This is a genomic window from Pantoea sp. SGAir0184 (assembly GCF_043544755.1).
Map to the genome: position 1 here is coordinate 153151 of NZ_CP028050.1, position 24409 is coordinate 177559.

The 24409-nt window shown below is 58.0% G+C and carries 22 protein-coding genes and 1 riboswitch; of the genes, 10 read left to right on the forward strand and 12 right to left on the reverse strand.

Annotation, left to right across the window (positions count from 1 at the left end):
- The first annotated feature begins 148 nt into the window (after positions 1–148).
- The 3 genes from C1N60_RS00710 to treC all read left to right on the forward strand — a co-directional run bounded on the left by C1N60_RS00710 (position 149) and on the right by treC (position 4346).
- The gene (locus C1N60_RS00710; RefSeq protein WP_104094200.1) at positions 149–985 is read left to right on the forward strand and encodes a fumarylacetoacetate hydrolase family protein; all 837 of its coding nucleotides are present in this window, start codon (positions 149–151) and stop codon (positions 983–985) included.
- A 270-nt stretch (positions 986–1255) separates the two neighbouring features.
- A complete protein-coding gene (gene treB / locus C1N60_RS00715) occupies positions 1256–2698 on the forward strand; it encodes a PTS trehalose transporter subunit IIBC (RefSeq protein ID WP_394521266.1) in 1443 nt (480 codons plus the stop codon).
- Entirely contained in the window at positions 2682–4346 is a 1665-nt protein-coding gene (gene treC, locus C1N60_RS00720) for an alpha,alpha-phosphotrehalase (protein WP_127834717.1), read from the forward strand. Before treB ends, treC begins: the two co-directional genes overlap by 17 nt.
- Before the next feature lie 52 nt (positions 4347–4398).
- On the opposite strand, the gene C1N60_RS00725 is transcribed toward treC, so the two are convergent.
- The 6 genes from C1N60_RS00725 to C1N60_RS00750 form a co-directional block, all read right to left on the reverse strand.
- Positions 4399–5184, reverse strand: coding sequence for a hypothetical protein (locus tag C1N60_RS00725; protein WP_058759370.1), 786 nt, complete (start codon positions 5182–5184; stop codon positions 4399–4401).
- Positions 5185–5232: 48 nt separating this feature from the next.
- On the reverse strand, positions 5233–6639 hold the full coding sequence (locus C1N60_RS00730; protein WP_222951499.1) for a radical SAM protein: 1407 nt from the start codon (positions 6637–6639) through the stop codon (positions 5233–5235).
- The gene (locus tag C1N60_RS00735) at positions 6639–7913 is read right to left on the reverse strand and encodes a glycosyltransferase (RefSeq protein ID WP_211726973.1); all 1275 of its coding nucleotides are present in this window, start codon (positions 7911–7913) and stop codon (positions 6639–6641) included. The genes C1N60_RS00730 and C1N60_RS00735 overlap by 1 nt, the downstream gene beginning before the upstream one ends.
- A gap of 13 nt (positions 7914–7926) precedes the next feature.
- Complete coding sequence (locus C1N60_RS00740) at positions 7927–9300, reverse strand: glycosyltransferase family protein (protein ID WP_394521267.1); 1374 nt, start codon at positions 9298–9300, stop codon at positions 7927–7929.
- Between the two features lie 400 nt (positions 9301–9700).
- Positions 9701–11053 (reverse strand): MFS transporter, encoded by a 1353-nt coding sequence (locus tag C1N60_RS00745; protein WP_021507894.1) that lies wholly within the window; start codon positions 11051–11053, stop codon positions 9701–9703.
- Between the two features lie 171 nt (positions 11054–11224).
- Positions 11225–12127, reverse strand: coding sequence for a GntR family transcriptional regulator (locus C1N60_RS00750; protein WP_021507893.1), 903 nt, complete (start codon positions 12125–12127; stop codon positions 11225–11227).
- Between the two features lie 135 nt (positions 12128–12262).
- On the opposite strand from C1N60_RS00750, the gene C1N60_RS00755 reads away from it, so the two are divergent.
- Positions 12263–13291 carry a zinc-binding alcohol dehydrogenase family protein gene (locus C1N60_RS00755; RefSeq protein ID WP_394521268.1) on the forward strand — a complete coding sequence of 343 codons (1029 nt, stop codon included), beginning with the start codon at positions 12263–12265 and terminating at the stop codon, positions 13289–13291.
- A gap of 8 nt (positions 13292–13299) precedes the next feature.
- Here C1N60_RS00755 and C1N60_RS00760 read toward each other — a convergent pair whose 3' ends face one another.
- On the reverse strand, positions 13300–14217 hold the full coding sequence (locus tag C1N60_RS00760) for a nucleoside hydrolase (RefSeq protein WP_394521269.1): 918 nt from the start codon (positions 14215–14217) through the stop codon (positions 13300–13302).
- A gap of 107 nt (positions 14218–14324) precedes the next feature.
- A riboswitch (Fluoride riboswitch) is annotated at positions 14325–14399 on the forward strand.
- Between the two features lie 91 nt (positions 14400–14490).
- On the opposite strand from C1N60_RS00760, the gene crcB reads away from it, so the two are divergent.
- Positions 14491–14868, forward strand: a complete 378-nt coding sequence (gene crcB / locus C1N60_RS00765; RefSeq protein WP_021507890.1) for a fluoride efflux transporter CrcB — start codon at positions 14491–14493, stop codon at positions 14866–14868.
- 106 nt (positions 14869–14974) lie between these two features.
- Complete coding sequence (locus C1N60_RS00770) at positions 14975–15772, forward strand: sugar phosphate isomerase/epimerase family protein (RefSeq protein ID WP_150059615.1); 798 nt, start codon at positions 14975–14977, stop codon at positions 15770–15772.
- On the opposite strand, the gene C1N60_RS00775 is transcribed toward C1N60_RS00770, so the two are convergent.
- The 3 genes from C1N60_RS00775 to C1N60_RS00785 form a co-directional block, all read right to left on the reverse strand.
- Entirely contained in the window at positions 15769–16374 is a 606-nt protein-coding gene (locus C1N60_RS00775; RefSeq protein ID WP_152390333.1) for an alpha/beta hydrolase, read from the reverse strand. The two genes, C1N60_RS00770 and C1N60_RS00775, sit on opposite strands and share 4 nt — an antisense overlap.
- An 11-nt stretch (positions 16375–16385) precedes the next feature.
- Complete coding sequence (locus C1N60_RS00780) at positions 16386–17327, reverse strand: glutathione S-transferase family protein (RefSeq protein WP_058770919.1); 942 nt, start codon at positions 17325–17327, stop codon at positions 16386–16388.
- A gap of 98 nt (positions 17328–17425) precedes the next feature.
- On the reverse strand, positions 17426–18325 hold the full coding sequence (locus C1N60_RS00785) for a LysR family transcriptional regulator (protein WP_058759361.1): 900 nt from the start codon (positions 18323–18325) through the stop codon (positions 17426–17428).
- A gap of 184 nt (positions 18326–18509) precedes the next feature.
- Between C1N60_RS00785 and C1N60_RS00790 the strand changes: the two genes are divergently transcribed.
- Complete coding sequence (locus C1N60_RS00790; RefSeq protein WP_394521270.1) at positions 18510–19634, forward strand: GNAT family N-acetyltransferase; 1125 nt, start codon at positions 18510–18512, stop codon at positions 19632–19634.
- On the opposite strand, the gene C1N60_RS00795 is transcribed toward C1N60_RS00790, so the two are convergent.
- A complete protein-coding gene (locus C1N60_RS00795) occupies positions 19631–21463 on the reverse strand; it encodes an ABC transporter ATP-binding protein (protein WP_394521271.1) in 1833 nt (610 codons plus the stop codon). The two genes, C1N60_RS00790 and C1N60_RS00795, sit on opposite strands and share 4 nt — an antisense overlap.
- A gap of 63 nt (positions 21464–21526) precedes the next feature.
- Here C1N60_RS00795 and C1N60_RS00800 point away from each other — a divergent pair, with 63 nt between their 5' ends.
- From C1N60_RS00800 to C1N60_RS00810, 3 genes are all read left to right on the forward strand, one after another.
- On the forward strand, positions 21527–22021 hold the full coding sequence (locus C1N60_RS00800; protein ID WP_394521272.1) for a GNAT family N-acetyltransferase: 495 nt from the start codon (positions 21527–21529) through the stop codon (positions 22019–22021).
- A gap of 158 nt (positions 22022–22179) precedes the next feature.
- Positions 22180–22605, forward strand: coding sequence for an RNase A-like domain-containing protein (locus C1N60_RS00805; protein ID WP_394521273.1), 426 nt, complete (start codon positions 22180–22182; stop codon positions 22603–22605).
- Positions 22562–22930, forward strand: a complete 369-nt coding sequence (locus tag C1N60_RS00810) for a contact-dependent growth inhibition system immunity protein (RefSeq protein ID WP_227746446.1) — start codon at positions 22562–22564, stop codon at positions 22928–22930. The genes C1N60_RS00805 and C1N60_RS00810 overlap by 44 nt, the downstream gene beginning before the upstream one ends.
- 140 nt (positions 22931–23070) lie before the next feature.
- On the opposite strand, the gene C1N60_RS00815 is transcribed toward C1N60_RS00810, so the two are convergent.
- Positions 23071–23985, reverse strand: a complete 915-nt coding sequence (locus tag C1N60_RS00815) for a sugar ABC transporter substrate-binding protein (protein ID WP_021507882.1) — start codon at positions 23983–23985, stop codon at positions 23071–23073.
- Positions 23986–24409 lie beyond the last annotated feature (424 nt).

A 24409-nucleotide genomic window follows, 5' to 3' on the forward strand; every position in this document is an offset into this window, starting at 1 on the left:
CCTGTGGTTATCACCCGGCGCCGTTCCCCTCTGCGCACCTCTGTCACCAAAACTCACAAACATTAATTACTTTACCCTCAGGTCATACCGCTTTTCCGTCTGGCTTTTGATAACCTGCGCGCAAATTCTCTATAACATTGAGGCCATCATGCAGCTGTGCAGTTTTTCTCTTATTGACCAGGCAAGAAAAAGTTATGGCATCGTGCAACCCGACGGCGTGATCGATCTCGGTGCGCGGCTGGGCGACAGCTGTCCGGATTTGAAAACTCTGCTGCAGCGCGGTGGCCTGAGTGACCTGCAGGTGTACCTGAGCGAGCCGGTGGACTATGCCTTCAGCGCGATTCGCTTCCTGCCGGTGGTGGAAAACCCAGGCAAAGTCTTCTGCGTTGGTATGAACTATGCCGACAAGCGCCAGGAGTTTGCCGCCACGCTCGACGCGCCGACGCTGTTCGTACGCTTTGCCGATTCGCTGGCAGCACACGAGCAGCCCCTGCTGAAACCGGCGACCACGGCTGAATTTGATTACGAAGGCGAGCTGGCGGTGATCATCGGCAAAGCGGCTTATCAGGTAAAAGCCGCCGATGCGCTGCAGCATGTGGCGGGCTACAGCTGCTTTATGGATGCCACGGTGCGCGACATGCAGTTCACCTGGTTTACCGCAGGCAAAAACTGGCAGCAAACCGGCGGCTTTGGCCCGTGGATGACCACCGCCGACGACATCCCGGACCCGCAGCAGCTGGCGATCAAAACCTGGCTGAATCAGCGTGAAGTGCAGAACGATACCACGGCCAGCATGGTGCATCCGGTGGCGAAGATCATTGAATACATCTCGGCGTTTAGTCCGCTGTCACCGGGCGATGTCATCATCACCGGCTCACCGGGCGGCGTGGGGAAAAAGCGTACGCCACCGCTGTTTATGTTCCCTGGCGATGAGATCGAAGTGGAAATTGAGAAGATTGGTCGTCTGCGCCACCGCATCGTCTGACGTTTTGCTGCGCGGTGGCGAACGTTGCACTGCCACCGCGCTACCGCTTAAATAATTATTCAACAATACGAAATGTCCCGAATTTATATTTAAATGGCGCAGATTTAGTTATCAGGTTAAATAATTATTGTTAAGTTAATTTTCCTGCGATGTATTGCGTAAATATTTTTGTGATCGCCAACTAATTCCCTCGCTTTGCTATAGTTAAAATTAAAAGCAGCGGCGTATTATCGTCCACTGCCGATTCCGGCATGGAAATAAGGGATGATAATGAAAACCATCAGTCGCGAGATCATTAACGATCTCATTGACCGCGTGGGCGGTCGGGAAAATATTCTGTCACTTTCGCACTGTATTACCCGCCTGCGCTTTGTTCTGCAGGATGTCGACAAGGCCGATCCGGAGGCCATCCGCGCCACGCCCGGCGTTAAAGGATGCTTTAATTCTGCCGGACAGTTTCAGGTAATTATTGGAACCGAAGTTGACACTTATTATAAAGCGTTAGTTGAAGCACTAAATATTAGTGAGACCTCTAAGGAGCAGATTAAATCTGCAGCGCGCAGCCAGATGAAATGGCACGAGGCATTATTATCCCATTTTGCTGAGATATTTTTCCCGTTATTACCGGCGTTAATTAGCGGCGGTTTAATTCTCGGTTTCCGTAACGTGCTCGGCGATATTGCCGTGGCGGATGATAAAACCCTGGTGCAGCTCTATCCCGGTGTGAAAGGGTTGTACGATTTCCTCTGGCTGATTGGCGAAGCGATCTTCTTCTATTTGCCGGTGGGGATTTGCTGGTCGGTGGTGCGCAAGCTGGGCGGTACGCCAATCCTGGGGATTGTGCTGGGCATTACGCTGGTTTCACCGCAGCTGATGAATGCGTATCTGATTGGCAGCCAGGTGCCGGAAGTGTGGAACTTTGGCTGGTTCAGCATTGATCGGGTCGGCTATCAGGCGCAGGTGATCCCGGCGCTGCTGGCCGGGCTGGCGCTGGCAAAAATCGAACTGGCGCTAAAACGTATCGTGCCCGCCTATCTGACGCTGGTGGTGGTGCCGGTGTGTGCGCTGCTGCTGTCGGTTTTCCTCGCCCACAGCCTGATTGGCCCATTTGGCCGTCTGATTGGCGACGGCATCGCCTTCGCGGTGCGTCATCTGATGACCGGCAGCTTCGCGCCGATTGGTGCCGCGCTGTTTGGCTTCCTGTATGCGCCGATGGTGATCACCGGCGTGCATCAGACCACGCTGGCGGTTGATCTGCAGATGATTCAGAGCATGGGCGGCACGCCGGTGTGGCCGCTGATTGCGCTGTCCAATATTGCACAGGGTGCTGCGGTGGTCGGCATCATTATCGCTAACAAAGATCGTGCTGAACGCGACCTCACCGTGCCGGCCGCCATTTCAGCGTGGCTAGGCGTAACGGAGCCGGCGATGTACGGCGTCAACCTCAAGTACCGCTACCCTATGCTGTGCGCCATGATTGGCTCTGCGCTGGCGGCGCTGCTGTGCGGCCTCAACGGTGTGATGGCCAACGGCATCGGCGTGGGCGGCTTGCCGGGCATCCTCTCGATTCAGCCACAGTACTGGACGGTTTACTCGCTGGCGATTCTGGTGGCGATACTGGTTCCGCTGCTGCTGACCGTCATCATCACCAAACGTAAAGCGGCAACCGCCATCATCAGCCAGGCCGAGGTGCAACATGAACAGGCACGCTGAATATCCCTGGTGGCGCCAGGCGGTGATCTACCAAATCTATCCCAAAAGTTTTCAGGACAGCGGGGCGCGGGGCACCGGCGATCTCAACGGTGTGATCCAGCGGCTGGATTATCTGCAGCAGCTGGGCGTTGATGCGCTGTGGCTGACGCCGATCTATGTGTCGCCGCAGATCGATAACGGTTACGACGTGGCGGATTACACTGCCATCGATCCCGCCTACGGCACCATGGCCGACTTTGACCACCTGCTGGCGGAGACGCACCGGCGCGGTATGCGCATGGTGCTGGATATGGTGTTCAACCACACCTCGACCGAGCACGCCTGGTTTAAGCGTGCCGAAGCCGGTGAGCAGCCGTACGTCGATTTCTATATCTGGCGCGACGGGGTGCCCGGCACGCCGCCCAATAACTGGCAGTCTAAGTTTGGCGGCAGCGCCTGGGCGTGGAACGAACGGCGTCAGCAATACTATCTGCACCTGTACGCGCCGGAGCAGGCCGATCTCAACTGGGAAAACCCGGCGGTGCGCGAGGCGTTAAAGCAGGTGTGCCATTTCTGGGCGGATCGAGGCGTCGATGGATTGCGGCTTGATGTGATCAACCTGGTGTCGAAGCACCAGGATTTTAGCGACGATCTGCCCGGCCATGACGGGCGGCGCTTTTACACCGATGGTCCGCGCATCCATGACTACCTGCAGGAGTTCAACCGCGATGTGTTCACGCCGCGCGGGCTGATGACGGTGGGGGAAATGTCCTCGACCACGCTGGCCAACTGCCAGCGCTATGCTTCGCTGGCGCAAAACGAGCTGTCGATGACCTTTAACTTCCACCATCTTAAGGTGGATTATCCCCAGGGCGACAAATGGACGCTGGCGGCACCGGACTTTGTTCAGCTCAAGGCAATTTTTGCGGAGTGGCAGCGCGGGATGCACGACGTGGCGTGGAATGCGCTGTTCTGGTGTAACCACGATCAGCCGCGTATCGTCACGCGCTTTGGTGATGAAGGTGCGCTGCGCATCGCCTCGGCAAAATGCTTTGCGATGTTGCTGCACGGCATGCAGGGCACGCCCTATATCTATCAGGGCGAAGAGCTGGGAATGACCAACCCTCATTTTACCCGCATTGAGCAGTATCAGGACATTGAGAGCCACAACATCCACGCTGCGTGGCTGGCGCAGGGCAAGCCGGAGGCGGCAATCCTGGCGATACTGGCCAGCAAATCGCGCGATAACAGCCGTTCGCCGATGCTGTGGGACAGCAGCGCCAATGCCGGCTTCACGCGGGGTGAGCCGTGGATAGGCGTGGCGGATAACTATACGCTGATCAACGCGGCTAACGCGCTGCTCGACAGCAACTCGGTGTTCTATGGCTACCAAACGCTGATTCGGCTGCGTAAGCGTTACGCTATCTTCACCGAGGGTGATTATCAGGATCTGGCACCGCAAGCGTCACACATCTGGTGTTATCGTCGCAATTCGCCGCGTGAAAGCCTGCTGGTGGTGGCGAACCTGAGTCACAGCGCACAGCCGCTGCTGCTGCCGGAAGTTGAAGGCAACTGGCAGGTGCTCATGAGTAATTACAGTGAGGCATCGCCGCCTGGGGCATTGACGCACCTGCGGCCTTTTGAAGCGGTGTATTACTACCAGTCGTAACGGAGAAAACCGGCGGCGCGTTTCAGCAATGAGCAGAACGCGCCGCCTGCACTCACTTCAGCGTGCCGCATTCCGCCACGGCGAGATAATCGGTATACAGCTGCGGCGAACCGGAAAAGGACGCCAGTTGCTTCCACTCTTCATACATCTGTTTGGTATCCCGGTGCGCGCGCGCAAAGTCAGCCGCGCTGGCGGTGGCGATATCAGGCTGCGGATAAAACACATTCAGCGCCGCTTCACTCTCAATCTCCATCATCACCACATAGCCGTCCAGCCGGTTGCCGCTGTGACCTTTCAGCAGATGAAACTTCCAGCCGGGATAATCAACGATACGCGCGGCATTCTGCGCGATGAATTGCTCAAATTCCTGCGGCTGCACGCCCGGTCGCAGCGCCAGATAGTGGGTACCGAGAATGCGCGCGGTGCCGCTGCGGGCATCAAATCGCGGGCCACCCGGCAGCGTACTGTGAGGATTCTCTGCCAGCAGATCGAAATGGGTGAAAATTGTCGGGCGCCGCGCGAAGGTCGCCAGCTGGCGCCACTCGCTGAGCAGCGCGTCCGCGTCAGGATGCAGATGCCAGAAGTGCTCTGCCTCGGCGGTAAGTTCACCGTCATCCTGCATAAAGCGCGCGCGCTGTGCCGCATCTTTCATTTCAAACAGCATCAGGTATTGATCGACGCGCTCGCCGCGCAGACCGCGAAACAGCGTCCAGCGCCAGCCGGGATAGCAGGGGAGATGCACGCCTTTTTCGCGCACGAAGGTTTCAAACTGTTCAGCGGTGACGCCCGCTTCGGTGTCGATGGCGATATAAAAAAAGCTATAAACAGACTGGGACATAACAGGCTCCAGGCACGCCGTCGCGTGCCGTTGAGAGGTAAGGGCGGTTTAGTCGAACTGGGTATTGATGATGGCTTCTACCAGCACGCGGCCGGCGGGGGTGAGCGTGACGTAGCGGCCATTGCTGTGCACTAACTCGCGCTGCTGCAACTCACGCAGCGCACGGGCGATGGTCGGCTGGGCAAACAGGCTGACGCCAAACTTCTGCTGAAACAGCACATCGTCGAGCGGAATCAGCGTTGACAGCGCCATCTTGCAGCCGTTGATGGCCTGCTGATCCGGCGACATACCGCGCACCGAGGCGATCGGCAGCTCACCGTTATCCAGTGCGCGCTGATAATCGGCGTAGTCGGTCAGGTTAATCAGCTCCGCGCCGGCACATTTGGAGCTGCCGCCAAGGCCAATCGCCACTTCCGGTGCCTGCTGGTCGAGATCGGTAATGATCGCTTTCCACTTCTCCGGCGGTGCGCTGCGATGGTGGAAATACATGGTGGGATGTTCAAGGTAATCGCCATCCAGCCACTGCTCGGCCAGCGCGCGCATCTGATACTGCTGACCCAGGCTGGGCATCGCCGCATTCTTACGCTGCCAGGCATTTTCTCCCTCCGCCGATACGCCGGTGCGGCTCTCGGCGAACGGCTTCATGTGCAGCTTGGTGAACACCAGATGCGACAGGTCAAGCGCGCGCGCCTGCTGCAGATCGTCACGCACGTCGTCCACCGTTTGTCCCAGCAGGCCATACATCAGGTCGACGCTGACCAGGGCGAAGCCCAGCTCGCGCGCATCACGAATCACCTTGTAGCAGGCATCCGCGCTGTGCAGGCGACCACAGCCTTTGATCAGGCGGTCTGAGAATGACTGCGCGCCAAACGACAGTTTGCTGAAGCCCAGTTCGCGCAGCTGCGCGAGGAATTCGCGCGTCAGCGTGCCGGGCTCGCCTTCGAAGCGCAGCGTGGCTTCGCGGAAGTTGAAATGGTTGCGGTAAAAATCCATTAAGCGCCGCAGCTCATCCGGTGGCAGCAGCGAGGGCGTGCCGCCGAACAGGTTGAACTCACCCACCGGCACTTCACCCAGTGTCGGCAACTGCGCCAGCCACAGTTTCGCCTCCTGAATATTGCGATCGACGATATCGCGGAACAGCTCAGGCGCGCGCGGCGACTGCGGATTTACAATCACCGTAGGAAACTGGCAAAAGTGGCACTTGTAGCGGCAGGTAGGGATATACGCCCACAGATGAATTTGCGGCGCATGGCTCAGGCTGTGCTGCATGGCGCGGAAAAAATTCGGCAGCGGGAAATCGTCGATATCACCGGGAAATACATGGCAACCAAAAGGATCATGCACAACGTATTCCAGCAAATCGGCGTTTTCCGGCCGGCTAAGCACCTCGCATATGGCCGGGCGAGGATAGTGACGATCGATATCCTGCAGGGATTGCAGCCAGGCAGCACGCATCAGAACACCCCGCCGTTTGCAAAGTAGTTATGCGCCTCACCGGATTCGCGATCTTCGCAGTAATACCAGACAAAGCGGGCGAAATCATTTTCCGTCACCTGGGCAAAGCAGGCCGGCAGCGGCGGTGGCTCGCCAATCTCTGCGCCGACGGCACGACGCAGCGCGGCAAACAGCTCATGGCGGAATTCAAAATAGAGGCGAAACGCCGGGGTTTTGTAGCTGTGAATCGGCAGGAAATCGGTCACGCTCATCTCCAGCATTATGCTGTGAATGCGGTCGAACAGGCGTTCAGCCACCTCTGGCGTGAAGAAATCAATCACCGCGGCATCGTCGCGCAGCAGCGACGGATTCAGCAGCACCGGCAGCACCAGATTTTTTGGCACGTAATCTTTAATCGAGTAGTGCCACGCCTGCTGCGCCTGCTCTGCGCTGACATCGGTGAACGGCGTCAGTGCGGTGAGCGTGGGTCGCACATCTTTCATGATGATGGTGCCGTTATGGCCGTAGGCCACGCCTTCAATCACTTCGTGCAGCAGGTTATCCACCCGGCGGCTGTTGATCTGCACGCGGGAGTTGGGCGCATACACCGGTTTGCCGCCGGCGGCGATCACCTTGATGCCAAAATCCCAGTCGTCTGACAGATGTTCAACAAACTCACCGTTTTTCAGCTGATAAAAAATCTCAATGCCGCCCACTTCATCGTACAGCTGCTTTTCGACGCCAAAGCCTTTGCCGTCCGGAAAGCCGCCAAACAGGGAGAAGGAAGCGTGGCGGCAGCGCAGCGTTTTATCAATCTCCGCATACAGCCGCGGGCGCTCGTGGAAATCCGCGGTTTCGTAGTAGTAGTTACAGGTGCCCAGATCGCCGTTTTGCGCAATCATGGTGCCGACCAGTTCGTCGATCCACAGTGCATCAACGGTGCAGTCCGCATCGGCAGAGAGAATGTAATGTTTGCGCTGAAAACCGCTGGCCTCGTCGCGCAGACCGGCGCGCTGTGAGGCGAAATCCATGCCTTTTTTCCGCGCCGAAGAGACGCCCTGCACCGTCTCCTGCAGCTGATGAATCGTCAGCTGCGGATGCTGCGCGGCAAAGGCTTCAATCAGCGCGACCGAATTATCGGTGGAATTATTATCCACCATGATCACTTCCAGATTATCAAAATTAAACAATCCGCCGGGTGAACGCTGCTGCAATATTGATTCCAGCACCGCGTTAATACGTGCTGCCTCGTTATAAACCGGCAGCACGACAGAAATAAAACAACGGTTATCCATAGTCACTCCTTAACTACACATTAAATATCTGCCGGAAGATGTGATCCGACAGCAGGGATTTTCCTTTCTGATAATTGCGCGTGGCGATGGCGTCGCGGCGCGCGTCATCCTGTAACAAGGCACTGACGCGCTGAATAAAATCGGCATCCGGCAGGCCATCATGGCTGGCGGAAATTGCCATCAGTTCGCCTTCAAAACCGTACTGGCCATATACCTCGTGATAATATTCATAGCGGGTGGCGATATAACAGCGCTGATGGCTAATCGCTTCGCCAATCGGATTGCCGTAGCTGTCGTAATCCCATGCGGTTAAAAACGACACCACATCGCAGGCGTGATAAAGATCCTGAATGGTGGTGGCCTGTGGATTACGCTCCATAAAGTCGTGATTTAACGCGCCAAAAAAGATGACGTAACGCTCCAGCTGGAACCGGCTAATTAATTGCTTTAATGCGTGATAATGCACGCTGTCTTCCAGCGGATCGCCAGCGACCATTAAATAAACGCGCTGTGGCTGATGCTGCGCGATAAGTTCACTGTTCAGCGCATGCAACAGGTGAATATCCCGATCGAGTCGCTTAGCCGGAATAATTCGCGTAGTGCGGGTAATCACCTTGTCCTGCGCCAGCAACCCAAACTGGCGGCGTAAATCTTTGCGCGGATGGCTCGGGTCAAAAGGATAGGTATTACGCATCACCTCGATTTCGACCTGATGTTCGCACCAGGCCGCCAGCTGTGAGGCCAGTGCCTGGTTCAGCGTGACGTAGGTGATATGCGGCGAGGGCTGCGGCCTGACGGCATGTGGCCAGGGCGCGCTGCCGTAACGCGATGAAGTGGATTCGCTGTTCCACATCAGGTCGTGGTCGCGCCACAACACAAACCGGCCGAGCTGTTTTGCGGCGCCGTATTGCGCTATCGCCAGATAGAGCGCGCGGGTAAAAATAATATTATCCGGCAGCGTCCCGTTCTCAATGATTAAATAATTGATATCCAGCGCCTGCCATTTTGCGCACAGCGCGTTTGCCACCGCCTGTGCCATCTTTTCCGTCTGCTGCACCAGGATTTTTTCTGCGGTGGCATCCAGCGTCTGGCTATGATTAATCAGTACGTCATGAATATATTGCAGAAAGGCCGGGTTATAACCTTCCACCTGACGAATCTCATCGTGCCGGACTAATGTAAAATGATGCTTTAGCGAATTAATTTCATTTTCGGAATAGGGACGTCCGAAGTTTCCCTTATCAATTTTTATGTCGTAGCCGATATCAAGAAAGGAGGTGATTCCCTGCTCGCGTAAACGAACGGCAATTTTAGTGGCTTCTACCGTAATACCCGATAATGCCACGGCATCAAAAGAGATAAAAAGGGCCTTGCGTTGTAAATCCATTTGGTCTCCACGCTCATACCTGAACATTAATAGTGACTGAACGGTAAGTTAAATTATCCGGTCAAACTTTGATCTAATCCACAAAAGTTTACTGTGGCTAATTAATTCACCTTCGTTAATGCATTAATGGATAATAATACACTGAGGGTGGTAATTTATAATATTCGTCTTTGAGTTTTGTCTTAAAATAATAACTATTACCGGCGTATTTAGCGGTATATTTTCCTTATTTTGGGCTTAATAGTGCTGGATAGTAATTGCCATCATGCAGTTTAATTTATCTGATCAGACCCGGACTCAGGAGATAACACGGCGGCTGGAAGACATGTGGCGGGCGGATGAAGAAAGGGTGCGCATAACCTGCGCACCCGGAGAAGAGGATTAAGCAGAAACCCTGGTGTTACACCCCATCGGTGATCGGTTTTCTGACCAGCAGCAGGTAAGCCAGCGCGCCGACCACCGTGACGCCCGCACATATCATCAGCGCGAGGCTGAACGATTTGGTGGTATCCAGCACCCAGCCGGTAATTACTGGCGCAAAAGAGGCGAAAACGAAGCTGGCAAAGTTCTGGATACTGCCCACTGATGCCGTCATGCGCGCTGTGACGTTAGCGTGGATCAGGCCCCAGCATGAGGTACCGGCAAAGTGAATGCAGAATAGCGCCATCCCAATCAGCGTCACCGCGCTGGTGGTGTCGGTGGCGCGCGTCACAAAGGTGGTAAAGGCTGCGGAGAGCAGCATGCCGCTGACAATCGACACTTTACGTACTTTCACCGCGTCAAAACCGCGACGCACCAGCGCATCCACCACGTAACCGTTGAGCAGCATGCCCGCCGCGCCGAACAGGAAAGGAATGGCGGCCAGCAGGCCGGTGCTTTTCAGATCCAGATGATAGGTCGACTGCAGATAGCCCGGCAGCCAGGCGATGTACAGCCACGCGGTATAATTGATGCCGCTGAAGCCAATCATCATGCCCCACATGGTGCGCTGCTTAAACAGCCCACGCCACTCGGCGAAACTCAGCGGCTCTTTGCGTGACGCCACGCTGCCCGCCTGCAGATAGTGAATCTCTTCGCCGCTCAGTTTGTTGTTATCCCGGTCGCGATAGGTGAGATACCAGCCAATGGCGAGAAACATGCCCAGCACGCCGATGGTGACAAACATGCCGCGCCAGCCCATCACCAGCATCATTGCCGCCAGAATCGGCGGTGCCACCGACAGACCAATCATCGACGCCGCGTTAAACATCCCCATCGGCATACCACGATCTTTGATGTTGAACCAGTCGTTGATCACCTTCACGCCGCACGGGTTCATCGGCGCTTCGCCAATGCCCAGCCCGATGCGCACCAGCACAAACTGCGTGAAGTTATGCACCAGCCCGGCCGCCGCCTGAAACAGTGACCAGAAGAACATGCCGATGGCCAGCATAATGCGCGGGCCTTTGCGATCGAGCAGCGCGCCGCACGGCAGCTGGGCTAAACCGTAGGCCAGCGAAAACGCCGACAGCAGCACGCCAATCTCGGTGGCCGATAAGCCCAGCTCCTCGCGGATGGTCATGTTGGCCACCGACAGCGAGCTGCGGTCAAGGTAGTTGATGATGGCGGCGAACAGCAGCAACAGCATGGCGGTGATTTGAATCTTACGGATGCGCGGAGAGCGCACCACATCGGCGCGCGCCGGCACATAATCCTGCCCGGCGTGCTCGGGTGCTGGCGCGGTGGTGCCGCCGCGCGTTGATGTATTTTCCATTGCAACCTCCCAGGTTCGGGTACTTATCGTTATCAGTCTTGGGGTTCCTGCGGCAGCGAAACGGGCTGCCCTAAGGGGCTGCCTTCGAGACTAGAAGTAAACCGCGGGAGATGTTGCAAACATGTTTCTGATTCGTGCGGGCGCTTATGCTTTGTGGTTTTTAATCGGTTTTTAATTGTACTGCCGGATAGAGCGAATCATCGAGTGTTTGGCGGTTCTGAGATGCGCATGCAGCGCGCACAGCGCGTCGACATCCTGGCGGCTGATGAGCGCGGTAAGAATCGCCATATGCTCCTCCAGCGCGACAATGTTGCGTTGTTTCAGGTCGCTTTCATCCCACTGATAATGCGAGTGAAAAATCACAGAGATAATTTCCAGTGACTGATTGAAAAACGGGTTGTTGGCGGCGGAGAGAATCAGCGTATGCATCTCTTTATCCAGCGCGGCAAACTGGCGGTAGTTGCTGGCGATGGTGTCGCGCAGCGCGCGATGACGATCCAGCAGATCGCGCGCCTGCACCCAGCGTTCATCACCGGCGGCGAGGTTAAGAAAGCGGGTCAGCGCGTGCGTTTCCAGCATTTCGCGCAGTTCAAACAGCTTTTCGGCGTACTCCTGATCGAATTTCTTCATTCGCCAGTGGCCGCGCTTAACCGGTTCCAGCAGGTTATAGCGCATAAAGCGCAGCAGGAACTCGCGCACCACCACCGGGCTGACCCGCACCTGCTGCGCCAGCTGCAGCTCGGTGAAACTGTCGCCTGGCATCAGCAAGCGCTGGTTAATCAGGTTAAAAAACGCCTGCTCAAACTGCACCGCCTGTTGGTCGATCGGTGGGCTGAGTACGCTAAACCCATCCTCCTCGCAGGGATCGCGCACGATCACGTAGGTCTCAGCCACTTTTTCCAGCACGCCGCGCTGATGCAGATGCTGCAACGTGTGGCGCACCGTGGTGCGGCTGATATTAAACATCTCGGCCAGCGCCGCCTGCGGGGGCAGCGGCGAGCGCACATGGCGGCGGGCAATGGCTTCCAGCATTTGATTGATGACGTTCTGGCGCAGATTCTGGCTTCGGCTCATACGGCCCTCCGATTTTTTATGCATTAAAAACCACACAAAGCCCAAAAAAATCGCGCTGACTCACACTTCGCACAGCGCAACCTCCCGCCGCGGTCGATTTTCGCCATAACTGCGTGAACAGCCCAGGAGGAAACGATGACGAACATGAAAACGCTGGTGGTCGCCGAACCGCGCAGCATGGTGTGGCAGCAGCGCAGCGTACCGACGCCTGGCGCGCACGAAGTCCTGATTAAACCGATTGCCGCCGGCATTTGCGGCACCGATATTCACGCCTGGGCCGGTAATCAGCCGTTTTTCTCCTATCCGCGCGTGCTCGGTCATGAGCTGTGCGGTGAAGTGGTGGCGCTGGGCGCGGCGGCGCAGGGTTTTCAGCCAGGGCAGCGCGTGGCGCTGATTCCTTACGTGGCCTGTCAGCGTTGCGACGCCTGCTTAAGCGGCAAAACCAACTGCTGTGAACAGATTTCAGTGATTGGCGTGCATCAGGACGGGGGTTTTTGCGAGTTTCTCAGCGTGCCGGACACTAATTTGCTGGCGGTTGACGATGTGGCGCCCGAAGCAGCGGCGCTGATTGAGCCCTTTGCCATCAGCGCCCATGCGGTGCGACGCGCGGCGCTGGTCGCCGATGAGCAGGTGCTGGTGGTCGGGGCCGGACCGATTGGCCTGGGCGTCGCGGCGATTGCCGCCGCAGCCGGTGCGCAGGTGGTGGTGGCCGATACCAGCGCTCAGCGGCGCGCGCACGTTGCGCAGCAGCTGCAGCTGGCGACGATCGATCCGCTGGCCGATGATTTTATCGCCGCGCTGCGTGCAGAGTTTGGCGGGCGGCTGGCCGCGAAAGTGATTGACGCCACCGGCAGTCCGGCGGCGATGAACAGCGCCGTGCAGTTGATTCGTCACGGCGGCACCATCGTGTTTGTCGGCCTGCACAAAGGCGATCTGGTGATCCCCGACACCGAGTTTCACAAAAAGGAGACCACGCTGCTGGGCAGCCGCAACGCCACGCGGGAAGACTTCGACAAAGTGCGCGCCCTGATGGCCGGCGGTCAGCTGCGGGCCGATATGATGCTCAACCGCCATTACGACTTCTCGACGCTGGCCGAGACTTTTGAGCCCGGGGTGATCAACAACCCTGAGCTGATCAAAGGCGTCATCCATTTCGCCCGCTAGAGAGAGTGTCAGGCGCGCAGCGTGGCAAAAAAATGTTGCCGTACCGCCTCGGCGTCGACGCCCAGACACAACCGCTGGGCGCGCAGGCCGGCGAATGGATCGTCGCGCGAGGCGAGGGTGCTCACGCGCTGCAGCGTCTGGCCGCGGCTGATGCCTTCGGTCACCACGCGCACCGGCGCTGTCGTCACGCTGAACGCCTGCGGCAGCGCCAGCCATGACAGCGTCAGGGTATCGTGTAGCGCCATGCCATCAAATCCTTCTTTTTGCAGGCTGTAAGCCAGATAAGGCCGGCAGATGGCACTTAACACCGGCTGATTCAGCTGGCGCACTTCCTCTCCGCTGATCAGCACCTTGTGCGTCACATCCAGCGGCAGCATCACCACCGGCAGCGCCGAGGCCAGCACCTGATCGGCGGCATGCGGATCTTTCCAGATATTGAACTCGGCGAACGGCGTCACGTTGCCAGCGTGGCCGTCGGTGCCAAACGCGCCGCCCATGATCACCAGCTCTTTCATCAGCGGAATAATGTCTGGCGCCTGGTTGATGGCGCAGGCGATGTTGGTCAGCGGCCCGATTGCCACCAGGGTAATCGCATGCGGCTGCGCGCGTACGCTGTCGATGATGAACTGTACCGCGCTGTCGGCGGCCTCGCTGTACGGGTTATCGAAGGCATCGCCGAGACCGTCTGCGCCGTGCAGGGTAGCCGGTGCGGAAGGGGCCAGCGCCAGCGGACGCGCACAGCCGCGATACACCGGCGCGCTGATGTTCATCTTTGCACAGAACAGCCGGGCGTTTTTTACCGCCTGGCCAACCGCGACATTGCCAAACACCGTGGTGATGCCCAGCAGCCGCTGCGTGCGCGCCGCATACGCCAGCGCAAAGGCGTCATCCACGCCGATATCAGTATCAAAAATCAGGGTACGCATCGGAATCTCCTCGCTGATGATGTCTGCCACGGTAAAACATAATCGTCCCCGACGATACGCTGACGGCAGGTGAATATTGTCACCTCCGCCGCGCCAGCGTATTATCGTGCCTCTGAGGTGATGGCGTGCCACCTTACCCAACCGCCCTCTGGTTACAGACGGCTGATGACGCCTGACAACTTGCTTATCCCTGCGCGGGAGACGGCGGTGTGTCAGGTGCAGTTTCTGTCCTGCCGCGGCCCTGCGCGTATCTCAATTCAGGAGCTCCAGACTATGCTGAAGTCGCTGTTCGCGGTCATGATCGGTGGTGCCATCGGTTGCACGCTGCGCTGGCTTATTTCTTTGCGTTTCAATACGTTATTCCCCAACCTGCCGCCAGGTACACTGATCGTTAATCTGGTCGGTGGCTTTATTATTGGCGCGGCAATGGCGTGGTTTGTGCGCAATCCGCACATCGATCCCGTATGGAAACTGCTGATCGTCACCGGCCTGTGCGGCGGGCTGACGACCTTTTCGACCTTCTCGGCCGAGATCGTGGTGTTGCTACAATCAGGAAAATACCTGTGGGCAATGTCGAGCGTGATGGTGCATGTCATCGGTTCATTGCTGATGACCTTTGCCGGTTTCGCCGTGGTGAATCTGCTGGGCTAAACGACACGCTTGAAATCACCCTTAAGAGGGGGATACTGATCAGGATGCTGTGCGGGTGGCGCACAGCCTCTGTCACCGCTTTATCCGGACGATTAAGGAGCTGTTGATGTCTGCAAACCCGAAATTCCTTAACCTGGTGCTGTTAAACGGTGAATCGGCGCATAAGCTGCAGGCGGCGCGTGCCGCCGGGTTCGATCAGGTTGAAATATGGCGGGAAGAGGTTACTGAGCACACGGCGGCGCTGGCCGCGCAGCTAAACCTGGGCTTTACCAATCTGCAGGTGCTGCGTGACTTTACCGGCGCGCCGGACAGCGAACGGCTGCAAAAGCGCGCCGAACTGCGTGATTTCATTCGCGTCGCGCAATCGCTGGGCTGCGATACCATTCAGGCGCCGGCGACCACGCGCGAAGACTGCGTTGCGGAGCGCATTGATGAGGATCTGCGCTGGCTGGCCTCGGAAGCCGCGCGTTATAACATGCGCATCATGTATGAGCCGATGGCGTGGTGCAGCGTCGACAATACGCTGCCGCTGGCGTGGCAGCGTTTGCAGCGGCTGGATCAGCCCAATATCGGGCTGGTGGTCGACCTGTTCCACATCTGCGCACGCGGTGGCGATGCCTCTCAGCTCGACGGCATTCCGGCCGACCGCATTTATGAAGTGCAGCTGTGCGATATGGCGCAGATGCCACCGCAGGAAAAGCAGGCGCTGAGCGACTATGCGCGCCATCAGCGCTTACTGCCCGGCGACGGCATCATTGAAGTGGAACGCTTTGTTGATAAGCTGAAAAGTGCAGGCTATCGCGGTCCGGTGGGCATCGAAGTGTTTAACGATCGTCTCAAAGCACAGCCGCCGGAAGCGGCCGCGCGTCAGGCGTGGCAGGCGCTGCAGCGCTACTGGCCTTAATCCTGCAGGCACTGGGCGATGTAGGCCGCTGCCTGCATCGCGCCGTGGCTGGAAATGGTGTGACCGGTGGCGGGTTCATACTGTGCGGTGACCGCGACGCCCGCGCTCTGCAGGCGCTGCGCGGCGGAGACGGTTTCGCTGAACGGAATCACCTCATCGGCTTTGCCGTGAATCAGCAGCGCGGAGGCATGCGGCGGCGGCGTGAGCGGCTCGTCAAAGGCCAGGCGACCAGAAAAGGCCACCACACCAGCCAGCGGATAGCGTCCGGAGGCCAGCGCATCCAGCGCCATGATAGAGCCCTGCGAGAATCCCACCAGAATCACCTTTTGCCACGCGCCGGCCATCGCGTGCTGCGCCATCAACTGCTGCAGCGTGGCGTCAAAGGCGTCGCGCGCAGCCCGTACGCGTGCCGGACGGTTTTCCGGCGTGATGCCGGTCAGGCTGAACCACTGATAGCCCATCGCGTGCTCAAAGGGAAAGGGCGCATCGGGCGCGGCAAATGCCACGTCGGGCAGTAGCGCTGACCAGTGTTGCCCCAGCACCGCCAAATCCGCGCCATTACTGCCGACGCCATGTAAAAACACCACTAACGCTTTTGCCATTGCCCTGCTCCTTAAAAACCGTAGTCCGCCATATCCGGTCCCGCCGGCACGATGCCGTTGGGATTCAGCGCTTTAATCGAATAATAGCCCTGTTTGATGTGGTCGATGTTCACCGTTTGCCGCACGCCGGAGACCGCCAGCACACTCTTCAGGTAACGATCGAGCAGCGGGTAATCGCGCAGGCGGCGCAGGTTGCATTTGAACAGGCCGTGATAGGCGACGTCAAAGCGTATCAGGGTCACGAACAGGCGGATATCGGCTTCGGTCAGTCGTTCACCCAGCAGAAAAGTGCGGCCATCTTTCAGCCGTTGCTCCAGCTCATCAAGCTGCTCAAATACTTCATTAAACGCCTGCTGATAGCTCACCTGGGTGGTGGCGAAACCGGTGCGATAAACGCCGTTATTGAGACGCGGATAGATCGTTGCGTTCAGCGCGTCGATCTCCTGGCGCAGATCCTCAGGGTAGAGATCGAGCCGGTTGTCTGCCAGATCGCCAAAGCCGCTGTTGAACATGCGCAGAATATCCGCCGACTCATTGTTAACAATGGTCTGGGTTTTTTTATCCCACAGCACCGGCACGGTGGCGCGCCCGGTAAAGTCGGCGTCGGCGCGGGTATACAGCTGGTGGAGATACTCAGCGTTGTTCAGCGGGTCGCGATCGGCACCGGGATAATCGCCGAAGCGCCAGCCCTGCGCGCCAAGCTGCGGCTCAACCACCGACACGCTGACAATCTGCTCCAGCCCTTTCAGGCTGCGCGCAATGAGCGTGCGCGAGGCCCATGGGCAGATCAGCGCGACATACAGATGATAGCGATCCGGCTCGGCGGCAAATTCGCTGCTGCCATCGGCGCTAATCCAGTGACGAAAGCTGGAAGTCTGGCGTACAAAGCCACCCTGTTTATCGGTGGCCTGAACCGGATGCCACTCTGCGCTCCACTTACCGTTTACCAACATCGCTCTGCTCCTCTGAAGTGATGTCAGCAGCTTACCGTGCTGCTGTTATGCTGATAATCCGGGCAAAACGGCTTTTATTGTTTCCATAATGGAAGGAATCAGCCGGGCGGATGCAGGCGGAAGTGCTCGGCCAGAAAGTCGATCAGCAGGCGGGTTTTCTGCGCCAGATGGCGCGCGGGCGGATACAGAGCAAACAGGCCCATGGCTGGCGGCGCAAAGTCCTCCAGCAGCGTGACGATTTCGCCCCGCTGCAGCGCCGGTGCAGCGATAAAACCGGGCAGACGCGCAATGCCGAGGCCGGCCAGCGCCGCCTGCAGGCAGGCTTCGGTGTTGGAGAAGCACAGGCGGCCGCGAATCGGCATGCTGACGCTGTCGCCACACGGCGTAACGAACGGCCAGTGCCAGGGATCGCGAAAGTTGGTGTCGCTGATGCACTGATGCGTCGCCAGATCGCGCCAGTGCTGCGGCGTGCCGTGCTGCAGCAGATAGCCGGGCGCGGCGGCGAGGCGAATCGGCACCTCGCCCAGACGGCGCGCAATCAGGCTGCTGTCGTCCAGCTTGCCGATGCGGATCGCCATATCGAAGCCTTCATCGACGATATTCACGGCGCGGTCGGAGAAGTTGACGTCCAGCTCAATCAGCGGATAGTGACGCGCGAACGCCACCAGCACGCTGGCCAGCACCGCGGTGCCGAAGGTGCCGGGTGCGCTAATCTTCAGGCGGCCGGTGGGCGAGCGGGCATTCTCCTGCACCGTGGCATCCAGCGCGTCGAACGCCTCCAGCAGGGTTTTTACCCGCTCATAATAGGCGCGGCCGATCTCGGTGGGCGACAGCGCCCGCGTACTGCGCTTAAACAGCTGCACGCCAAGCTGCTGCTCCAGACGCGACACCAGCTTTGACGCCTGGCCGCTGCTGGTGCCGAGCCGGGCGGCGGCACCGGCAAAACTGCCGACTTCGAGTACGGCGACAAACATGCGATCACAATCAAGACGATCCATGGCATTTCCTGCAAGGAAAAGGGTGAGTATACACAGGCGAAGTGAAAAATCGTGGCACGGGCCGCGACAGCAATGTGCGCAGCATGGCGCAACGACCCGCTTTACATTCAGTGCGCCGCACCTTTCGCACGGCGGCAAAACCTGCTGAACTAGGCATTCGCCTTAAGCTGGCCGGGAGCCACCAATGCCTTTGCTTCACCTGTCATCGCTGGCGGAGATCACCGCTGCCGAATGGGATGCGCTGTTACCTGACAATCAACCTTTTTTGCGTCACGCCTTCCTGCTCGCGCTGGAGGAGAGTGGCAGCGTGCGCGCGGAAAACGGCTGGCAGCCGGATCATCTGCTGTGGCGCGAAGACGGCAGGCTGCGGGCGGCGCTGCCTGGCTACCGTAAACGCAATTCGTGGGGCGAATATGTGTTCGATCACGCGTGGGCCGATGCCTGCCAGCGTGCCGGCATCGCCTACTACCCTAAATTGCTCGGCGCCATTCCGTTCAGCCCGGTGACCGGTGCGCGGCTGCTGGGCGATGAGGCGGCGATTATCCCGATGCTGGAGGCGCTGCCCGATGCGTTGCAGCGGCACGGCTTAAGCGGGGCGCATATCAACTTCACCACGCCGCACGCCAACGCGCTGCTGGCAACCCAGCCGGACTGGCTGGCGCGCCTCGGCGTGCAGTATCACTGGCACAATCGCGGCTACCGCGATTTTCACGACTTTCTCGACACGCTGATGTCGCGCAAACGCAAGCAGCTGCGTAAAGAGCGCGAACAGGTGGCCAGCAGCGGCTTTGCGTTTAACTGGTATCGCGGCGATGACCTGCGTGAAGATCAGTGGGATTTTGTGTATACCTGCTACGCCAACACCTACGCGGTGCGCGGCCAGCGTCCCTATCTGACGCGCTCCTTCTTCAGCCTGCTGGCGGAGCGGATGCCGCAGGCGATTCGCGTGGTGATCGCCACGCTACAGCAGCAGCCCGCCGCCATGGCCTTCTGTCTGGTGGATGACGACACGCTGTATGGCCGCTACTGGGGCTGTCTGGCGGAGTTTGACCGGCTGCACTTCGAGACCTGTTTCTACCAGGGCATGGATTTCGCCATCGCCGAAGGGCTGCAGCGCTTTGATGCCGGTGCGCAGGGCGAGCACAAGCTGGTGCGCGGCTTTGAACCGCAACTCACCCACTCCTGGCACTATCTGTGCCATCCGGGGCTGCGTGATGCGGTCGGGGATTTTCTGCAGCAGGAGCGGGCAGGGGTGCGCGCCTGGGCTCAGGAAGCGCGCGACGCCCTGCCTTACCGGCGCGGTGATTAATCGACGCCGACAAATCCGCCGGTCTGATGCTGCCACAGACGCGCGTACAGCCCGCCGTGCGCCAGCAGTTCGCGATGGTTACCCATCTCAACAATGCCGCCGTTCTCCAGCACCACCAGCCGGTCCATTTTCGCGATGGTCGACAGGCGATGGGCGATGGCGATCACCGTTTTGCCCTGCATCAGCGTCTCCAGGCTCTCCTGAATCGCCGCTTCCACTTCCGAGTCCAGTGCCGATGTGGCTTCATCCATGATCAGAACCGGCGCATCTTTCAGCAGCACGCGGGCGATGGCAATACGCTGGCGCTGGCCGCCAGAGAGTTTGACGCCGCGCTCGCCGACGTGCGCATCCAGCCCGGTACGGCCCTGCGGATCGGAGAGCAGCGGGATAAATTCGTCGGCGCGGGCGCGCACAATCGCCGCCTGCAGTTCGGCTTCGCTGGCATCCGGGCGACCGTACAGCAGGTTTTCGCGAATCGAGCGGTGCAGCAGCGACGTATCCTGGGTGATCATGCCAATCTGACTGCGCAGGCTCGCCTGTGTGACCTGCGCGATGTCCTGATCGTCAATCAGAATGCGCCCGCCGTTGATGTCATACAGCCGCAGCAGCAGGTTCACGAGGGTCGATTTACCGGCGCCGGACGGGCCAATCAGACCGATTTTCTCGCCAGGCTTGATATTGAGATTCAGGCGGTTAATCACCTGGCGGCCGCCGCCATAGTCAAAACGCACATCCTCAAAGCGGATCTGGCCGCGCGTCACCTGCAGCTTTTTCGCCTGCGGCGCATCCTGCACGCTGAGCGGTTGCGCAATGGTATTCAGGCCATCCTGCACCATGCCGATGTTTTCGAAGATGCCGTTCACCACCCACATGATCCAGCCGGACATGTTCACCAGGCGAATCACCAGGCCGGTGGCCAGCGCGATGGCGCCTACGCTGATCAGCGACTGGCTCCACAGCCACAGCGCGAGGCCGGAGGTGCTGACAATCAGCAGGCCATTGAGCGTCGACAGCGTGATATCCATGCTGGTCACCATGCGGCTGGCGTGCTGGGTTTTGTCGGTCTGTTCCTGAATGGCGTCGCGCGCGTAGCGTTTTTCCAGATCGTTATGGGCAAACAGTTTCAGGGTAGCGATGTTGGTGTAACCGTCAACGATAGTGCCCATCAGCTTCGAGCGCGCCTCGGATGACACCACCGAGCGCTGCTTAACGCGCGGCACAAAGAAGCGCAGCGACAGGCTGTACGCCACAATCCAGACGATTAGCGGAATCATCAGGCGCCAGTCGGCTTCCGCGAACAGCACCAGTGAGGTCACGGCGTAAATCACCACGTGCCAGATGGCATCCACCAGCTGAACCGCCGAGTCACGCAGCGAGTTACCGGTTTGCATGATGCGCTGGGCGATACGGCCGGCAAAATCGTTCTGGAAGAAATTGAGGCTCTGCCGCAGCACATAGTTGTGATGCTGCCAGCGAATCATGCTGGTCATGCTGGGGTTAATGCTTTGATGCACCAGCATATCGTGCAGTGCGATCACCACCGGCCGCAGCATCAGCGCCACCGCCGCCATCCACAGCAGAATCGGCCAGTTATCGCTGAACAGCGTGGCGGGCGTGGTGTGATTGACCAGATCGATAATACGGCTGAGATAGCTAAACAGCGCCACTTCGATCAGCGCCTGCGCCAGCCCGACAATCAGCAGCGCGACAAAACTTGGCCACACCTGACGCAGATAATAGAGGTAAAACGGCCACACGCTGGCGGGTGGGGAATCGGTGGGGGCATCCTGAAAAATATTGATAAAACGTTCAAAACGACGATACAACATAAGGCCACTCTTTCCGATCGGTGAGAGTTAACAGCTTAGTGCAACTGAACAGGGATTATCGACATGGATTTGCAGATTCGCGGACGCGAACCGGGCGATGCCGCCGCCTATCAACGTTTATACAGTCATCCCGAGGTGTATCGCTGGACCACGCAGCTGCCGTTTCCCAGCGTCGCCACCTGGCAGAAAAAATTCGAGCGTATGGACAGCGAAGGCTATATCGGTTTTGTGGCAGAGATCGACGGGCAGATGGTGGGCGAGCTGACGCTGTTTACCGAACAGCGGCCGCGTACGCGCCACAGCCTCAGCTTTGGTATTGGCGTCGATCCGGCGTTTAGCGGGCGCGGCATCGGCGAGCGGTTGATCCGCACCGGCATCGACTATGCCTTTAACTGGCTGGGCGTGATTCGCGTTGAGCTGGAAGTGTTTCACGACAACCAGCGCGCGCTGCGTCTGTATCAGCGCCTGGGCTTTGAGCAGGAAGGCGTGAAGCGCAAAGCCTGCCTGCGCGAGGGCGAGTACCACGACATTATCGTCATGGCGATACTGCGCGAGTGATGGTTGCGTCGGCCTGGAACCAGGGTGCCCGGTAACCAGGTCGCCATAAATGGCGCCCCTACAATTTCACAGACTACCTGTAGGGTGCGCATTCATGCGCACCAGGAATCAGGTCGCCATAAATAGCGCCCCTGTGGCGTTTATAGGCTACCCGTACGGTGCGCGTTGCTGCTGTACGCTCTGGTCGCATCAACCTGGCGGTTCATGAAGCGCTAGCGGGCAGCACTGGCGGACACACGCTTGAACGCCATATTGGTAAAACAGCTGAAGAGTTAGTTGCCAGGCTGGAACGCAGGCCCTCTCTTTACGCGACCAGTAGCTTCAGGACAGTGAATGAGGCGGAGCAGCTAATTAGTCGGGTAATCAGGGACAATAGCCACCAGATAGAAATGTGGGTAAAACATCTCCCTCCCGGAATGAATGCCAAAATGGAACTGGAGAGAATTTTTGCCACTCAGACAGGTATCATGATTCGTCGTGGTTCCCCGGACGTTATTCGCTGCTATAGGGTTCGGCTGGTGCTTCGTTTTGAGCAGTGGCATGGAAAACCCTATTTTATTCTTACTGCGTTTCCTAAGGCCTGACATGAACCGTTCAAATTTCAATGAGCTAGGCTGTTTCATTACAATATATTTTGGTCAGGACTATGACCTTATAGATGATAGTGATGAAATCGAGCCAAAAATTGATGCGTTTTTACGCAACGAGCATCCCGCCAGTTGGCAGGGGCTAGCGGCGGATATTGATCTTTTTTTGAGTGAAAGTTCGGATCCAGAAACGACATTCGAAGCGTATTTTCAGGACGAGTTTGATCCTCATTTATGGGGCACCACTGCTGTCGATTTTCTGCATAGGGTACGCACAAACCTACGCAAAGCGCTGGCTGAACAATCCGATCAGCTCAGCTAAGACTGCTGGAAGTGGCCCACCATCTGAACTACGAACCAGATCGCCATAAATGGCGACCCTACAGGTAGCCCGTAGGGTGCGCATTCATGCGCACCAGGCAACCCAGCTCGCCACAATCGCGCCCCGGCAGTGTCCGCCTGCTACTGGCTGCGCTCGACGTATTTTTGCATATTCTCTTTGGTCACCAGCTCGAACGGAATCCACACGTGTGAAGCCACTTTCTCGCCTTTAATCAGCTTCTGCGCCACGTCTACCGAGGTTTTGCCCTGACCGATGGCGTCCTGAAACACCGTCACCTGCATCTTATCCTGCGCCAGAGCCTTCAGGCCGTCCGGCGTGGCGTCGATGCCGCCCACCAGAATCTTTTTATTGCTCTTTGCCAGCGCCATTGCCGCGCCAATCGCCATCTCATCGTTATTGGCCGCGACGATATCGATCGCTTCACCGTTGCCAATCCAGTTGAGCATCAGGTCCATGCCTTCGTTGCGCGCATAATTTGCTGGCTGCTTCTGTACCACTTTCATGCCTGGGTATTTCGCCACCACCTGCTCGACATCTTTGGTGCGCTGCAGCGCGCCGGCATCGGTCAGGTTGCCGATCATGATCGCCACGTTACCTTTATAATTTGCCAGCTTAGCCAGCGCCTCCATTTGCAGCGTGCCGGATTCGCGTTCGTCCGAACCAACAAACACCACGCCGGGCGGCAGGGTTTTATCGCCTGGCGTGCGGTTGACGTACACCAGCGGAATTTTCGCCTGCTGCGCCAGTCTGGTCAGCTGTGGTGTGCTGGCAGAATCCACCGGATCGACGATGATGGCATCCACGCCAGCGCTGATAAAACTCTGCACCTGGTCGGTCTGGCGGCCGACGTCGCCGCGCGCATCTTCAAACTGGGCATCCAGCCCGCGCGCTTTGGCTTCTTTATCAATGGCATGACGAATAATGGTAAGGAAGTTCTGGTCAAAATAGGCCATCGACACGCCGATCTTCTCCGCCAGCGCGGAAGCAGAACTGGTCAGCAGGCCAAGTAACAGTATCGCCTTGAGGGTTTTCATCGCAGACTCCAGAGTAAGCTGTTTATTAGAATAAATTTTTCATTGGTGTTAAAAATGGCTCAATGAAATCATTTTCAGCCTACGAGCCGGCAGCAGAGCTGGCAATCTGCTGCGTGGTAATTTGCTGTGTAGCGCACAATTTGCCCGACGCGCATGGATGCTTTGCCTGCTCATAGTGATCGCGCAAACTCTTTTCTCAGCGCTGGCGCACATTCCGCGGCGAAAGCCAGCACGGATTGAAGATTTTGTGCGCTACCGCACCCGGCTTTGTGTCAGCGACCAAAACCCGCGCCGTTTCGCCGCGCGGATTCCTTCATTCGCACAATGACCAGAGCAACACTGGCTTCCTATAGTTGCTGAACAGGGAAATCTGCGCGGTATTCCTGACCATCATCGCTTCGGGGCAGGATGCTCCTCCATCAAG